The sequence below is a fragment of the Pseudomonas corrugata genome, assembly GCF_001269905.1.
Lineage (GTDB): Bacteria > Pseudomonadota > Gammaproteobacteria > Pseudomonadales > Pseudomonadaceae > Aquipseudomonas > Aquipseudomonas corrugata.
The window spans coordinates 256,283-271,020 of record NZ_LHVK01000015.1 but is presented as its reverse complement, the minus strand read 5'-3'; the positions used below and the strand labels follow the sequence as shown (position 1 = coordinate 271,020).

The following is a 14,738-nucleotide window of genomic DNA, read 5'->3' as shown; positions in this document are numbered from 1 at the left end:
CTGCTTCTCTCTTAACGATGTCATGGAGCGTCACTTATGCGTACAGGCTATTTCTACTCCCTGGTCTTTGCCCTGCTGACCAGCGCCTCTATTGCGGCCATTGCTGCACCCTCAGCCAGAACGGAGACGCCGCCGCAGGCAGTGGACATCGCGGCGAAGCCGCAAGACGCCAAAGTGAACCTTAACGAGGCGGATGCCCCTACGCTACAGCGAGAGCTGGCGGGTATAGGTGAGGCCAAAGCGAAGGCGATTGTTGCATACAGAGAAACAAATGGGGCGTTCTCTTCGGTTGAGGAACTGTTGGAGGTCAAGGGAATTGGCAAGGCGATCCTGGACAGAAATCTCGACAAGCTGGAAGTGAATTGAAGTGAGATAGCGAAAGAGGCCGGTCGAATGACTGGCCTTTTGCATTTTGGCGAAAAAGAAACCAGGCAACGATTCGGCGGCATCCGATAAGTAATAAAACTTGGCATAGATCATGATTACTCAATACCAATCGATTGTTGAACAATCAAGAGGCATTGAGCATGAAGACGGGTCTTTCCCTCGCCGACCAGATCACCCTCGAACTGCGCGCCGACATCATCGGTGGTTCCCTCCTGCCGGGCATGGCCTTGGTGGAAAACGATCTGGTCTCGGCCTATAACGCCTCACGCAATACCATTCGTGAGGCGTTGCATCGCTTGGGGCAGGAAGGGCTGACCCGTTATGTGCGCAACAAGGGGGTGATGGTCCGCAGACTGGACGGTGACGATGTACGGGATCTGTTCAAGGTCCGTCGCACCCTGGAGCTTCAGGCGATCATGAACAGCCAGCCATTGGGCGCGTATCGATCCAACCGGATGCTCGAGGCGCTTGAGGCGGCCGAGCTGGCCCGGGAGCGTGAAGATTGGCGCGCGGTCGGGACCCATAGCCTGGCTTTCCATCAACACATTGTCGGGTTGATGGGCAGCCCTTTACTCGACGAGTTTTTCACCAACGTGGTTGCGCAGTTGCGCCTGGCGTTTTTTTCGGCGCCTGATGAACCATGTTTCCAGGCGCCGTGGCTGGCCCGCGACCGGCAGATCCATGATTGGCTGGCTGAAGGCGACAAACAGGCGGCGCAGGAGGCAATGAGCCTCTATCTCGACGATTCCGAGCAAATGCTCCTGCAGTTGATGACTCCCATTAATAAACACTGATCAAAGGACCGCGCCATGTACAAAGACTATCCAGCCGCCTACCAGGTCAGCAAAGGCTCGGCCCTGCAGGTGGATAAACCCTTCTACGACCGCATCCGCGCCGAGCAGGACAAACGCACGCTGATCGAGCAATTCGAAGTGCCGATCCGCACCGGTCGTGCCTGGCATGTGCCGGCCGGCCACGTGTTTCGCGTCACCACTCCGGTAGGTCCGCAGGTAGGCGATTTCAACGTCTGGAATGCCCACGATCCGCGGGAGCGGTTGTGGGCGGCGCGCACCCGGCAACTGCAAGGCGCTCATGTCAGCACTCATGACCGGCTCTGGTCGAACCTGCCTTTCTTGAGACCCCTGGTGACCATCACCGATGACAGCCTGGCCGGCTACGGCATCGACGAGCATGGCGGACGGCTACACGACTTGCTGGGGACTCGTTGTGACCCCTACGTGAACAGGATGCTGACCGGTGAGGATTTCCATCATCACTGCCATTCGAACCTGACCCGTGCGGTATTGCCTCACGGTCTTACAGAGTTCGACGTGCACGATGTGTTGAATATTTTCCAGTGCACCGGGCTCAACCATGACGACATGTACTTCATGAAGGCCTGTCCGGCGCAGAAGGGCGATTACCTGGAGTTTTTTGCCGAGATCGATCTGCTCTGCGCCTTGTCCACTTGCCCTGGCGGTGACCTGTCATTGGCAATGTGGGGGCCGGACGCACAGGATCCGCTCAGTGTCTGTCGTCCGCTGGGCGTGGAGATCTATCAGTTGGAGGATGCGTTACTCGAAGGCTGGAGCCAGCCCGAGCGGGCGGCCTACAAGGGGTTGCATGGCTTGCAGATTGCCAAGGCGGATTGGGAGAAATAACACTTCTTTTGTGGCGCGGGGATTTAGCGAAACGTCGCACCGCCCCGCTCGACTGCGCAGCAGTCGTAAACCGGCCAAGCGGTTTTCCTGTTAGGGCTGGGTGCTCGGTTTTAGGGCCGCTGCGCAGCCCAGCGGGGATAAATCCCCTCGCCACAGAAAGCGGTACGCAGCTCAAGCCATCAACGATCCTTGGCCTCCTTCGCATCCATCTCCGCATTCCTCTCGGCCACGCGCTTGCGTTGCTCATCAGTCAGTTCGACCTTGTTAGCAGTGTCGCGCAGCATCATCAGGCCTCCGACGATCGAGCCGATTGCAACGATCAAAATCAGCCAGGCATACCAGGGCATAGGACTCTCCTTGAGGGCGGGCCAGTGGGCGTTGTTCACCCAATCCGCAACACCTACTACTTATGAGCGAAGGTTGCTCGCAGTGGTTCAATACTACCCCTGTTCTACCGGATGTATCTCATAACGCGGCCAGCAGGCCATCGTTCATTTTTACGAATTCTTTATTCCTCGACCCAACTCTCGATCTCGTTCCTTTACAGCCTCCCTGCCGACAATCACTCCACACGCGGCACGACGCCGCACCACGGAGAAACCCCATGAGTGTCCTGGACGGGGTGTCATTGCTGCTGGCAGTGGCGCTGTTCATTTATCTGCTGGTTGCGCTGTTGCGCGCAGACCGGAACTAGGAGCGGTTATGCACGGTTATGACTACGGGCTGATCATTGCCTTTTTCGCGCTGGTACTGATCCCGGCTCCATTTCTCGGGCGGTTCTTTTACAAGGTCATGGAAGGGCAGCGCACGTGGCTTTCCCCGGTTCTCGGGCCGCTGGAGCGAGGCTGCTATCGGTTGTCTGGGGTGGATCCTCAGGTCGAGCAGACCTGGCAGAAATACACCCTGGCCTTGCTCGCTTTCAACCTGGCGGGGTTCGTATCGCTGTTCGCGATTTTGCTGTTACAGGGGCATTTGCCACTCAACACCGAACAAGTGCCAGGCATGGAGTGGACTCAAGCTTTCAATACGGCCGTCAGTTTCATGACCAACACCAACTGGCAGTCCTACAGCGGTGAAGCGTCCCTGAGCTACCTGAGCCAGATGATTGGTCTCACCGTGCAGAATTTTGTCAGCTCCGCCACTGGCCTGGCTGTGCTGGTGGCGCTGTGTCGCGGGATCGGGCGTAAGTCGGCCAGGACCCTGGGCAATTTCTGGGTCGACATGACCCGGGCCACCCTCTACGGACTCTTGCCGTTGTGTATGTTACTGGCCTTGTTCCTGGTGTGGCAGGGCGTGCCGCAGACGTTTGCGCACTATGTGCACGGCGTGACGATGCAAGGGGCCGACCAGGTGATTCCACTGGGGCCGGCCGCCAGCCAGATTGCGATCAAGCAACTGGGCACCAACGGCGGCGGTTTCTTCGGCGTCAACTCGGCGCATCCGTTCGAGAACCCGACAGCCTGGAGCAACTTGTTCGAGCTCGCTTCGATCATCCTGATTCCCGCCGCGCTGGTGTTCATGTTCGGCCACTACGTCAAGGATCTGCGTCAGAGTCGGGCGATCATCGCCTGCATGCTCGCGCTTTTCCTGATCGGTGGCGCGACTTCGCTGTGGGCCGAGTACCAACCCAATCCGGCATTGGCCGATGCGGCCGTGGAGCAGACCGCGCCGTTGGAAGGCAAGGAGGCGCGTTTCGGCACCACCGCGTCGGTGTTGTGGTCGGTGACCACCACGGCGGCGTCCAACGGCTCGGTCAACGCCATGCACGACAGCCTCAACCCCCTCAGTGGCATGGTCGCGCTGGTGAACATGATGGTCGGCGAAGTGATTTTCGGTGGGGTCGGGGCCGGGCTCTACGGGATGTTGCTGAACGTGCTGATTGCAGTGTTCCTGGCCGGCTTGATGATTGGTCGCACGCCGGAATACCTGGGCAAGAAGCTCGGTGCCCGGGAAGTGCAACTGCTGGTGGTGACTCTGCTGGTGATGCCGGTGAGCGTGCTGGTGCTGGGCGCCGTCGCCGCAAGCCTGCCCGGGCCTGCCGCTGCGGTGAGCAACCCTGGCGCCCATGGCTTCAGCCAGTTGCTGTACGCCTACACGTCGGCGGGGGCAAACAACGGTTCGGCATTTGCTGGATTTGGCGCCAACACGCCGTTCCATAACCTGATGCTGGGCCTGGGCATGTTGATCGGCCGTTTCGGCTACATCCTGCCGGTGCTGGCGTTGGCCGGCAGCCTGGCGCTGAAGAAAACCGCCCCGATCGGCCAGAACAGTTTCCCCACCCACGGCCCGCTGTTCGTGACCTTGCTGACCGTGACTATTTTGTTGATGGGCGGCCTGACCTTCCTGCCGACCCTGGCCCTGGGCCCAATTGCCGAACACCTGAGCATGGGCTTCTGAGGATCCGATGATGAATATGCCCGCACCCCACGCGGTTCCCACCCAGGCACCGCAAGCGAAAACCGCCATCTCCGCCCTGTGGCGGCCGGCTTTGATACAAGCTTTTGTCAAACTCGATCCGCGCCAGTTGCACCGTGCACCGGTGATGCTGGTGGTGGAGCTGACGGCAATACTCACCACTGTGCTGTGCTTGATTCCCGACAGTGCCGTGCCGACGTTCGTTGCCGCGCAGATCGCGCTCTGGCTTTGGTTCACCGTGCTGTTCGCCAACTTCGCCGAAGCCTTGGCCGAAGGGCGCGGCAAGGCGCGGGCCGACAGCCTCAAGGCTGGCAGCGAAGGCCTCAGCGCACGTTGTCGGACCGCCAATGGCTTTGAAGTCGTTCCCGCCACCCGTTTGCGCAAAGACGATGTGGTGCGTGTGGAGGCAGGGGAGATGATTCCGGGCGATGGCGAAGTGATCGAGGGCATCGCCGCGGTCAACGAGGCGGCGATCACCGGTGAGTCTGCGCCGGTTATTCGTGAATCCGGCGGTGATCGTTCAGCGGTCACCGGCAACACCCGGTTGGTCTCCGATTGGTTGTTAGTGCGCATTACCAGCAACCCCGGCGAGTCGACCCTGGACCGTATGATCGCCCTCGTCGAAGGCGCCAAGCGGCAGAAGACGCCGAACGAGGTGGCTCTGGACATTCTGTTGATCGGCCTGACTCTGATCTTCCTGTTGGTGGTGGTGACGTTGCAACCCTTCGCCCACTTCGCTAACAGCAGCTTGCCACTGGTTTTCCTGGTGGCGCTGTTGGTTACGTTGATTCCCACCACCATTGGCGGGTTGCTGTCGGCCATCGGCATCGCCGGGATGGATCGGCTGGTGCGCTTGAACGTGATCGCCAAATCCGGTCGCGCGGTGGAAGCGGCGGGGGACGTGCACGTGCTGATGCTGGACAAGACTGGCACCATCACGTTCGGCAATCGTCGTTGTGCAGCGGTTCATGCCGCTCCGGGGGTGAGCGTGAAGGAGTTGGCCGAAGGGGCGCTGTTGGCTTCATTGGCCGACGACACCGCTGAAGGCAAGTCCATCGTGGAACACCTGCGAGCGTTGCACCCGCAGCCCGAGCCTGCCCTGGAATCGCTGACCGCGGTACCGTTCAGCGCTGAAACCCGTTTGTCCGGTGTTGATCATCAGGGGCGGGTATATCGCAAGGGGGCGGTGGATTCGCTGCTGGATTTTATCGGCCTGCCGCGCAACCAGTTACCATCGATGCTGGCCCGAGAGGTCGACCAGATTGCCCAGAGCGGCGGCACGCCCCTCTTGGTGTGCGTGGACGGCAAGTTGCTGGGCGCGATCCATCTCAAGGATGTGGTCAAGCCGGGTATCCGCGAGCGTTTCGCCGAGCTGCGCAAGCTGGGCATCCGTACCGTGATGGTCACTGGCGACAATCCGCTGACCGCCGCCGCGATTGCCGCCGAAGCGGGCGTCGACGACGTGCTGGCCGAGGCCACGCCGGAGAAGAAACTGGCGCGTATCCGCCATGAGCAAAATGACGGTCGACTGGTGGCCATGTGCGGCGACGGCGCCAACGACGCCCCGGCCCTGGCCCAGGCCGATGTCGGCATGGCGATGAATGACGGCACACAAGCGGCGCGGGAGGCGGCCAACATGGTCGACCTCGACAGCGACCCGACCAAGTTGCTGGACGTGGTGCAGGTCGGCAAGGAGCTGTTGGTGACCCGTGGGGCACTGACCACCTTTTCCATAGCCAATGACATCGCCAAGTACTTCGCGATCCTGCCGGCGTTGTTCGCCTCGATTTATCCACAGCTCGGCGTATTGAACGTGATGCACCTGAGCAGCCCGCAGAGCGCCATTCTCTCGGCCATTGTGTTCAACGCATTGATCATTGTGGTGCTGATCCCCCTGGCCCTGCGCGGCGTGCGGGTGCAGGCGGCGAGCGCGGCGGCGTTGCTGCGGCGCAATCTGTTGATCTATGGCCTGGGTGGGATCGTGGTGCCGTTCGTGGGGATCAAGGGAATAGATGTGTTGCTGACGGCGTTGGGGCTGGTTTGAAGTTTGAAGCGTGCAGCTAACCCCTTGCCACAAATAGGTTTCAACTGAGGATCTCTGTATGTCTATGCTAATTCGTCCGGCCCTGAGCCTGTTACTTCTGATGACCTTTATCACCGGCATAGCCTACCCCTTGCTGGTCACCGCAGTGGCGCAAACCGCCTTTCCCGTCCAGGCCAACGGCAGCCTCGTCGAGGGTGCCGACGGCAAGGTGCGCGGCTCCCTGTTGATCGCCCAGGAATTCCAGGGGGATGCCTGGTTCCATCCACGTCCCTCGGCCGGCACCTTCGCCACGGTTGCCAGCGGCGCCAGCAACCTTTCCCCGAGCAATCCGGCGCTGGCCAAGCGGATAATCGATGATGCCCACACGCTTTTGGTACCGGGTCAGGGCCCAGTACCGCTGGCGCTGTTGACCACCTCCGGCAGCGGGCTGGATCCGCACTTGCCACCGGCAGCGATTGCCTATCAACTGGCGCGAGTCGCCGCCGCGCGCAACCTGCCGGTCTCGACCTTGCAGCAGTTGCTCGACACTCACATCGAGCGACCTCTGGTGGGGCCGCCGGTAGTGAATGTGCTGGCGTTGAACCTGGCGCTGGAAAAGCTGTAATCCCCCCTTGTGGGAGCGAGCCTGCTCGCGATAGCGGTGTATCAGTCACACATCTGCAAGCTGATATATCGTCATCGCGAGCAGGCTCGCTCCCACAAGGGTTCCATGGCGCCTGTGAGAATGGGCATACCATCAATATCCGAAAGCAAGAGAACCACACCATGAGCGACTCCGGCCGCGCCGACGCCCTGTTAGCCAAACTGCCCCGTACTGGCCGTGGTCGGCTCAAGGTCTTTCTTGGCGCGGCACCGGGTGTCGGCAAGACCTTCGCCATGTTGCAAGCGGCCCATACCCAGTTGCGTCAGAACGTGAAGGTCATCGCCGGCGTGGTGGAGACACACGGTCGAGCCGAAACCGAAGCGCTGCTCGGTGGCCTGGTGCAGCAGCCTTTGGTGCGCTCCGAATACCGTGGCGTGATGCTTGAGGAGATGGACCTCGACGGTCTGCTGGCCGCCCGGCCAAAGCTGGTGCTGGTTGACGAACTGGCCCACAGCAATGCTCCCGGCAGTCGCCACGCCAAGCGCTGGCAAGACATTCAAGAGCTGCTTGCTGCCGGCATCGACGTCTACACCACCGTCAATGTCCAGCACCTGGAAAGTCTCAATGACCAGGTACGCGGCATCACCGGGGTGCAGGTTCGAGAAACACTGCCGGATTGGGTCCTGCAGGAAGCCGATGAGCTGCTGCTGATCGACCTGCCGCCCCGAGAACTGCTGGAGCGCCTGCGTGATGGCAAGGTCTATGTGCCCGAGCAGGCCCGTGCGGCGATCGATGCTTTCTTCACCCAGACCAACCTGACGGCCCTGCGTGAGCTGGCGATGCAGACCGCCGCTGCGCAAGTGGACAACGATCTGGCGCTCGGCTATCGGCAACTGGGGCAGGCCGCCCCGGTGGTGCGTGGTCGATTACTGGTGGGAGTCGACGGCGATACCCAAGCCGAGCGCCTGGTGCGCCATGCCAGTCGCGTCGCCCAGCGTCGGCATCTGCCGTGGAGCCTGGTGCACGTGGACAACGGTGGCGCTCCGGACGAGACCTCGCGCCAGCGCCTGCAGAATGCCCAGCAACTGGCGGAGCGTCTGGGCGGTGAGGTGGTACTGCTGCGGGCCGGCGAAGTGGCCAGGACTCTGATTCAGCATGCCATCGAACGTCGGGCCACGCTGCTCCTGGTCGGGCAGTCCCGACCGCGCCTGCGCAGGCGTTGGTTTGGCGGCGGCCTGGCCTCACGCTTGTTGCGCGATGCCCGGGGGCTGGAGATCAACGTGCTGGACAGCGATGAGCAACTGCGTCCAGCCCGCGTTTATTCAAGTCGCGTCCAGACTGGTTTCGACTACGTGCTGGCGTTGTTGGCGACCGTAGCGGCCAGTGCATTGGCCTGGGGCATTTCCGGGCTGCTGGAGTTGCCCAACATCTCCCTGGTGTTTCTGATGGCGGTCTTGCTGGTGGCGGTGCGCAGCAGCCTCGGCCCGGCGTTGGCTTGTGCGGCACTGTCGTTCCTGGCCTACGACTTTTTGTTCATCCCGCCGAACTTTTCCTTCACCATTCAGCGTGACGAAGATGTGCTGACGCTGGCGTTCTTCCTGCTGATGGCGGCCTTGACCGGCAATCTTGCTGCCCGTCAGCGTCGGCAGTTGCAGGCGCTGCGCGACACTCAGCAGGAAACCGGCGAATTGCTTGATCTGTCCCGCAAGCTCACGGCTGCCACCGACCGTCAGGCGGTGATCAGCGCCGCCGCGCAGCACTTCAACGGTTGGCATGACTTGCAGCTGTGTCTGCTCAATCGAGAAGGCCAGAGTGGCTGGAAGGTCGAGACCGCTGAGGTGCTGACGTTCGTCGAGGCCGAACGTGCGGCGGCCGATTGGGCCTGGCAGCACGACCAGCCGGCCGGCGCCGGTACCGGGACACTGCCGCTCGGGCGCTGGTGGTGGTGGCCGTTGTCGGTGGAGGGTGGACCGCTGGCGTTGCTGGGCGTGCGTTCGAAAGACGACAGTCCTTTGAGCGGTCAACGGCGTCGCTGGTTGGCGGCCCTCAGCCAGCCGCTGGCCCAGGCGCTGGCCCGGGCGCAGTTGGCTCAGGATCTTGAGGCGGCGCGCCTGCACGGCGAGACCGAGCAACTGCGCAGCGCTTTGCTGGCCTCGGTCTCCCATGATCTGCGCACGCCGTTGACCGCCATGCGTGGCAGCATCGACAGCCTGCTGGCACTGGGGGAGGCGATCCCGCTGGCGGATCGTCGCGAATTGCTCGAAGGCACCCGCGATGAAGCCGAACGCCTGGATCGCTACATCCAGAACCTGCTGGACATGACCCGCCTCGGCCACGGAGCCCTGAAACTGGCGCGGGACTGGGTGGCGCCGGCCGATATCGTCGGCAGCGCGTTGAACCGCCTGAGGGCGATGCTGGCGCCGCTGATGGTCAGCGTCGAGGTGCCTGCCCAATTGCCATTGCTGTATGTCCACGCGGCGCTGATCGAACAGGCCCTGGTGAACGTGCTGGAAAATGCCGCGCGTTTCTCGCCGCCCCACGGACGTCTGTCGCTGAGCGCAGGTGCGACGGACGGTGAAGTGTTTTTTGCCGTGGCCGATGAAGGGCCGGGGATCCCCCAGCAAGAGCGGGAGAAAATCTTCGACATGTTCTACACCGCTGCGCGCGGCGATCGGGGCGGGCAGGGCACGGGTCTGGGGTTGGCGATCTGTCAGGGCATGGTGGGTGCCCATGGTGGGCGCATCAGTGTGGGCGAAGGCCTCGATGGGCGTGGCACCTGCATCACCTTGCACCTGCCATTGCAGGCACAACCGGACATGGGCGATGAAGCTTGAGCCGGGCTGCGTTACTCTCTGCCATTTGATTTTCAGTGAACCGAATCCATGAGCCAAACCGCGACCCTCCTGGTCATCGATGATGAGCCGCAGATCCGCAAATTCCTGCGCATCAGCCTGGTCTCCCAGGGCTACAAGGTGCTGGAGGCCGGTACAGGGACTGACGGCCTGGCCCTGGCGGCATTGAATAAGCCTGATCTGCTGGTGCTCGACCTGGGCCTGCCGGACATGGATGGTCAGCAGGTGCTGTGCGAGTTCCGCCAATGGTCGACGGTGCCGGTGCTGGTGCTTTCGGTGCGGGCCAGTGAAGCCCAGAAAGTCGAGGCGCTGGACAACGGCGCCAACGATTACGTGACCAAGCCGTTCGGCATCCAGGAATTCCTGGCCCGCGTCCGCGCTCTCTTGCGCCAGGCACCGGCAGGCGAGGCCCGGGAAGCGGCGCTGACGTTTGGTCCGCTGACGGTGGACCTGGCCTATCGACGGGTCCTGCTGGACGGCGCCGAAGTGGCCCTGACCCGCAAGGAATACGCCGTGCTGGCACAACTGGCGCGGCACCCCGGACGGGTCATCACCCAACAACAGTTGCTCAAGGACATCTGGGGCCCGACCCACACCGAAGACAGTCACTACCTACGCATCGTCGTCGGCCACCTGCGTCAAAAACTGGCCGACGACCCGACGCGTCCCCGGTTCATTGCGACCGAGGCGGGGGTGGGGTATCGGTTGTTGGGAGAGGGTGGGTTTTAACCTCTCGGTCTTCAGCCAAGCACTGTTGTGGCGAGGGGATTTATCCCCGCTGGGGTGCAAAGCACCCCCAAACCCGTCGACTCGATAAAGCTGGCAAACCGAGTTGTCTGATTTTAGGGCTGCTTCGCACCCCAACGGGGATAAATCCCCTCGCCACAGGATCAAGGTGTTGCTTCAGCTCTGTTCACTTTCATACCGATCCAGAGTGTCACTGGCAATCTCCCGCCCCAGAGCGATCAACTCCGGCGCCTTGTAGAACTCGAAGAACCGGCACACCCGTTTCGGTACGTTGATCAATACATCCGGCGGATACCCGGCGATTTTGTATTGGGCCAGCGAGGTTTGCATCACCTCGAAACTCTGGTTGATCAAATCCAGCAACGAGGCCGGGCCGACGTTATCGATGATGAATGAACCGGTGGCGGACTTCGGTGCGCCTTCAGTCTCGGGCGCGGCGGCCGGTTGCTGGCCTTCAGGCTCGGCGGATTCGAGCCAGGGGTTGATGTCGGCGGCCTCGGCCTTCAACGCTTCCTGCTCCAGCAGCAACAATTGCTCGGCCTGCTTGCGACGAAATGGCAATTTCGACCCCAGGGAACTGATGAGATTGTCGAATCGGCTCTTGAACGCAGCGGGACGCGGGATGACCGGCAGGCTGTATTGTCGCTGGTTGGTGGCATTGAGGTTGACTGCGATGATCAGGTCACAGTGACTCGATACTACCGGCACGATCGGCAGCGGATTGAGCAGGCCACCATCCACCAGCATGCGGTTGCCTTGCATCACTGGCGTGAACAGGCTGGGAATCGCCGCCGAGGCGCGCATTGCCTGATGCAGGCAACCTTCCTGGAACCAGATTTCCTGTTGGTTGGTCAGGTCCGTGGCTACGGCGGTGTAGGGAATGCGCAGGTCTTCGATATTGAGTTCGCCGACGATCTTGCGGATCTGTCCGAAGACTTTTTCTCCGCGGATCGCACCAAGGCGGAAGCTGACGTCCACCAGCCGCAAAACGTCCAGGTAATCCAGGCTTTCGATCCAGTTGCGGTAGTCCCTGAGCTTGCCGGCGGCATAGATTCCACCCACCACGGCACCCATTGAACAGCCGGCGATGCAGGCAATGTCATAGCCACGTCGTTCGATTTCCTCGATCACCCCGATATGGGCGTAGCCTCGGGCGCCGCCCGAACCCAATACCAATGCGACACGTTTTGTCATGACCCTGCCTCTTGTCGAACAGACTTCAACAATGCACTGATCGACGGCCCGGCTCAATCGTTGTGGCACAAACGTCGTTATTTGACACGCGGGAGTGACATTTTTGTATGCTCGCCCACACTTGAATTAAGGCGCTCGGCACAAGGCACTTTTTGCCTTTAAGGCCGTCTTACCAGCACGACTGTTTGACCTGACTGAGGTGTAATGATGAAAGCCCGGATCTGCCTGCCCCTAGTAGCATCCCTGATGGTTCTGGCCCTGGCTGGTTGTGCAGGCAAAACAGCTTATCGTGACAGCTGCGGTACCCAGCTCGATGCCGCCTGGCATGAACTGGACCTGGCCAAGGCCGAAGGCTTTGCCGGTACTGTCAGCTACTCCAAGGCCCTGTCGCTGCTGACCGGTGCCAAGACCCAGCAGCAGTTCGAAGCGTTCGAAGGCTGCTCCAGAAAGGCCGAGAAAGCTCGCTTCTACATCCGCGAGTCCCGTGCGGGACGATAAGATCAACGGCAAGTTATAAGCGACAAGCTGCAGGAGAGAAGCATGCGACACGCCTCTACTTGCAGCTTGAAGCTTGAGGCTTGCAACTGCGTACGGAGTACGCCCTTATGATCGATCGGCTGGTGGCCAGGATTCTTGGCCTGGAAGTCCGCCTGCTGGCCTGCCAGGCCCGCTTGAATGCCCATACCGACAGTGAAGCGCTGCATGACCTGCGGACCACGGTTCGCCGTTTGCGCAGCTTGCTCCGCCCATTGCGCGGCTTGCCGGGTGTTGAACAGCTGGAAACAGCCGCTTCAGCGGTTGGTGCCCTGACCACGCCGCTGCGTGACCGGGAAGTGCTGGCGGCTTATCTTGAGCTGCACGGCAAGACCAGCGCGGCGCAACGGCGCCGGCTGCAGATGGCCCAGGCCTATCCAGCCGTGGCCGCTAGCCGGGAGTTGGCGCAGCTGTTGATGATCCTCGATGCATTTCCGCGCTTCGTTCGCGCTGCCCAGCATCAGGGGCTGCTAAAGGGCTTGCGCAAACGCATTGAAAAGCGTCTGGACAAACAATGGAAAAAACTCGGTGAAGCGTTGCGTGATCCGGCCCATGACCGCCACCGGTTGCGGCTGCTGATCAAGCGCGTGCGCTATGCGATCGAAGCCTACCCGGAACTCGATCGCCTGCCGGAATCGGCCATGCCACGACTCAAGTCCGCCCAAGGCGCCCTGGGCGATTGGCACGACTGCTGGCAATGGCTGGCCCAGGCTGAACGGGAACACGACCTGCAACCCTGTGTGCCGGTCTGGCGCACTACCATGACCGAGGCCGAAGCCAAGGCTGACAAGGTGCTCGATAAGCTGATCGCGAGCTGCTTCGAGAAATCCTGAAAAAACCTCCCTCTATCTCCCTGTGGGAGCGAGCCTGCTCGCGATAGCGCCGGCTCAGCTTGCCCCATGCTGACCGACCTCCGCCATCGCGAGCAGGCTCGCTCCCACAATGCTCTGTGCGTTGATTAAAGTGTGGCGGCCTATCTGTCAGCCTCTTTGGCCGGAATGAGCGCTGTGTCGCTGATCCCGGCTGGTTAAGATCCTTCATCCTTCTCCCACGCTTTCGAGGTTGCCATGCGCTTTTCCGATTTGATCGATGCCGTGCGCCGTCAGCCAGACGCCGTGACCATCGCCCCTGAATGGGGTCAGGGACGCGCCACTTTTGGTGGGCTGGTGGCGGCACTGCAATATGAGGCGATGCGCGCACGGGTGCCGGCGGATCGTCCGGTGCGTTCGCTGGCAATCACCTTCGTTGGCCCGGTCGAACCGGACGTGCCCGTCAGTTTTGAAGTCGAAGTGTTGCGTGAAGGCAAAGCGGTCAGCCAGGTGCAGGGGCGCGCGATGCAGAACGGCCAAGTGGTGACAGTGGTGCAAGGCAGCTTCGGTGCGTCGCGCTCCTCCGTGGTGGCGGTGCAGGCAGACCCCGCGCCCGAGTTCAAAAGTATCGAGCATTGCCAGGAGCTGCCTTACATCAAGGGCGGCACGCCGGAGTTCATGCGTCACCTGGCAATGTGCTGGAGCGTTGGTGGCCTGCCGTTCACCGGCAATAAATCCCGCAACATGGGCGGCTGGGTACGGTTGCGCGGGGATGTCAAGGAAGAGCCGCTCAACGAAGCCCACATCCTCGCATTGGTGGATGCCTGGCCGCCCGCGCTACTGCCTCACCTGACACAAATGGCGCCGGGCAGCACGCTCACCTGGACCATCGAATTCGTCCAGCCGGTGCCAGCACTCACGACGTTGGACTGGTGCAAGTACCTGGCCGAGATCGAGTATGCCCAGGACGGCTACGGTCACGTCGCTGCGAAGTTCTGGAGCGCCGATGGCCGCCTGATCGCCATGAGCCGGCAGACGGTGACGATTTTCGGCTGAGGTATGTGGGCGCTCAATGAGTGTGGCGCAGCAGTCCCAGCGAGGCGAATACCGCGATGATACCGATGCTGATGTCCGCCAGGTCAAGGTTGAGCGCGCCCGAGATGCTCAGCAGCGATGCGATGATGAGCAATGGCACGGCGATCAGTTGCAACACCAGATGGGCTGGGTTGAAGGTGTGCCAGTGCCAGCCTGCAAGGGTAGGGTGACGTTTGTGCATGATGCTGCTCCTTATGCCTGACATCTGTTGATACAAGAATAGGCATGGCGGGGCAGGGCGGCGAATCGCGGTTGGCTATGGGAGCGATAGAGTCAGAGTCAGTTCTCGGATGAAGCCATCGCGGGCAAGCCTTGCTCCCACAAAGCACGCATGGACCTGTGAGGGCCAAGCCTTGCTCCCACAAAGCACGCATGGACCTGTGAGGGCCAAGCCTTGCTCCCACAAAGCACGCATGG

15 protein-coding genes are annotated in these 14,738 nt (G+C 61.4%); 12 read left to right on the top strand and 3 right to left on the bottom strand.

Annotated elements, in window-relative coordinates:
* Positions 1-36: 36 nt before the first annotated feature.
* The 3 genes from AD665_RS21410 (at position 37) to AD665_RS21400 (ending at position 2,048) form a co-directional block, all read left to right on the top strand.
* Entirely contained in the window at positions 37-366 is a 330-nt protein-coding gene (locus AD665_RS21410; RefSeq protein ID WP_053193600.1) for a ComEA family DNA-binding protein, read from the top strand.
* A 161-nt stretch (positions 367-527) separates the two neighbouring features.
* On the top strand, positions 528-1,181 hold the full coding sequence (locus AD665_RS21405; RefSeq protein ID WP_053193596.1) for a GntR family transcriptional regulator: 654 nt from the start codon (positions 528-530) through the stop codon (positions 1,179-1,181).
* A 15-nt stretch (positions 1,182-1,196) separates the two neighbouring features.
* On the top strand, positions 1,197-2,048 hold the full coding sequence (locus tag AD665_RS21400) for an urea carboxylase-associated family protein (protein WP_024778746.1): 852 nt from the start codon (positions 1,197-1,199) through the stop codon (positions 2,046-2,048).
* A 179-nt stretch (positions 2,049-2,227) separates the two neighbouring features.
* On the opposite strand, the gene AD665_RS27110 is transcribed toward AD665_RS21400, so the two are convergent.
* Positions 2,228-2,395 (bottom strand): DUF2897 family protein, encoded by a 168-nt coding sequence (locus tag AD665_RS27110; protein WP_003183831.1) that lies wholly within the window; start codon positions 2,393-2,395, stop codon positions 2,228-2,230.
* Positions 2,396-2,652: 257 nt separating this feature from the next.
* On the opposite strand from AD665_RS27110, the gene kdpF reads away from it, so the two are divergent.
* The 6 genes from kdpF (at position 2,653) to AD665_RS21370 (ending at position 10,671) form a co-directional block, all read left to right on the top strand.
* A complete protein-coding gene (gene kdpF / locus AD665_RS21395) occupies positions 2,653-2,742 on the top strand; it encodes a K(+)-transporting ATPase subunit F (protein ID WP_003218754.1) in 90 nt (29 codons plus the stop codon).
* Between the two features lie 8 nt (positions 2,743-2,750).
* Positions 2,751-4,445, top strand: coding sequence for a potassium-transporting ATPase subunit KdpA (kdpA, locus tag AD665_RS21390; RefSeq protein WP_024778747.1), 1,695 nt, complete (start codon positions 2,751-2,753; stop codon positions 4,443-4,445).
* A gap of 10 nt (positions 4,446-4,455) precedes the next feature.
* On the top strand, positions 4,456-6,507 hold the full coding sequence (gene kdpB / locus AD665_RS21385; RefSeq protein ID WP_053193594.1) for a potassium-transporting ATPase subunit KdpB: 2,052 nt from the start codon (positions 4,456-4,458) through the stop codon (positions 6,505-6,507).
* A 58-nt stretch (positions 6,508-6,565) separates the two neighbouring features.
* Complete coding sequence (gene kdpC / locus AD665_RS21380; protein WP_024778749.1) at positions 6,566-7,111, top strand: potassium-transporting ATPase subunit KdpC; 546 nt, start codon at positions 6,566-6,568, stop codon at positions 7,109-7,111.
* 161 nt (positions 7,112-7,272) lie between these two features.
* Positions 7,273-9,924, top strand: coding sequence for a sensor histidine kinase (locus tag AD665_RS21375; RefSeq protein ID WP_053193591.1), 2,652 nt, complete (start codon positions 7,273-7,275; stop codon positions 9,922-9,924).
* 48 nt (positions 9,925-9,972) lie between these two features.
* Positions 9,973-10,671, top strand: coding sequence for a response regulator (locus AD665_RS21370; protein WP_024778751.1), 699 nt, complete (start codon positions 9,973-9,975; stop codon positions 10,669-10,671).
* A 174-nt stretch (positions 10,672-10,845) separates the two neighbouring features.
* Here the strand turns inward: AD665_RS21370 and AD665_RS21365 are convergent, their stop codons facing one another.
* A complete protein-coding gene (locus tag AD665_RS21365; protein WP_024778752.1) occupies positions 10,846-11,883 on the bottom strand; it encodes a patatin-like phospholipase family protein in 1,038 nt (345 codons plus the stop codon).
* Between the two features lie 207 nt (positions 11,884-12,090).
* Between AD665_RS21365 and AD665_RS21360 the strand changes: the two genes are divergently transcribed.
* From AD665_RS21360 to AD665_RS21350, 3 genes are all read left to right on the top strand, one after another.
* A complete protein-coding gene (locus AD665_RS21360; protein WP_024778753.1) occupies positions 12,091-12,381 on the top strand; it encodes a hypothetical protein in 291 nt (96 codons plus the stop codon).
* A gap of 107 nt (positions 12,382-12,488) precedes the next feature.
* Complete coding sequence (locus tag AD665_RS21355) at positions 12,489-13,250, top strand: CHAD domain-containing protein (protein WP_053193588.1); 762 nt, start codon at positions 12,489-12,491, stop codon at positions 13,248-13,250.
* Between the two features lie 234 nt (positions 13,251-13,484).
* Positions 13,485-14,282, top strand: coding sequence for an acyl-CoA thioesterase (locus tag AD665_RS21350; protein WP_053193586.1), 798 nt, complete (start codon positions 13,485-13,487; stop codon positions 14,280-14,282).
* 13 nt (positions 14,283-14,295) lie between these two features.
* Here AD665_RS21350 and AD665_RS21345 read toward each other — a convergent pair whose 3' ends face one another.
* A complete protein-coding gene (locus AD665_RS21345) occupies positions 14,296-14,502 on the bottom strand; it encodes a hypothetical protein (RefSeq protein WP_053193583.1) in 207 nt (68 codons plus the stop codon).
* Positions 14,503-14,738 lie beyond the last annotated feature (236 nt).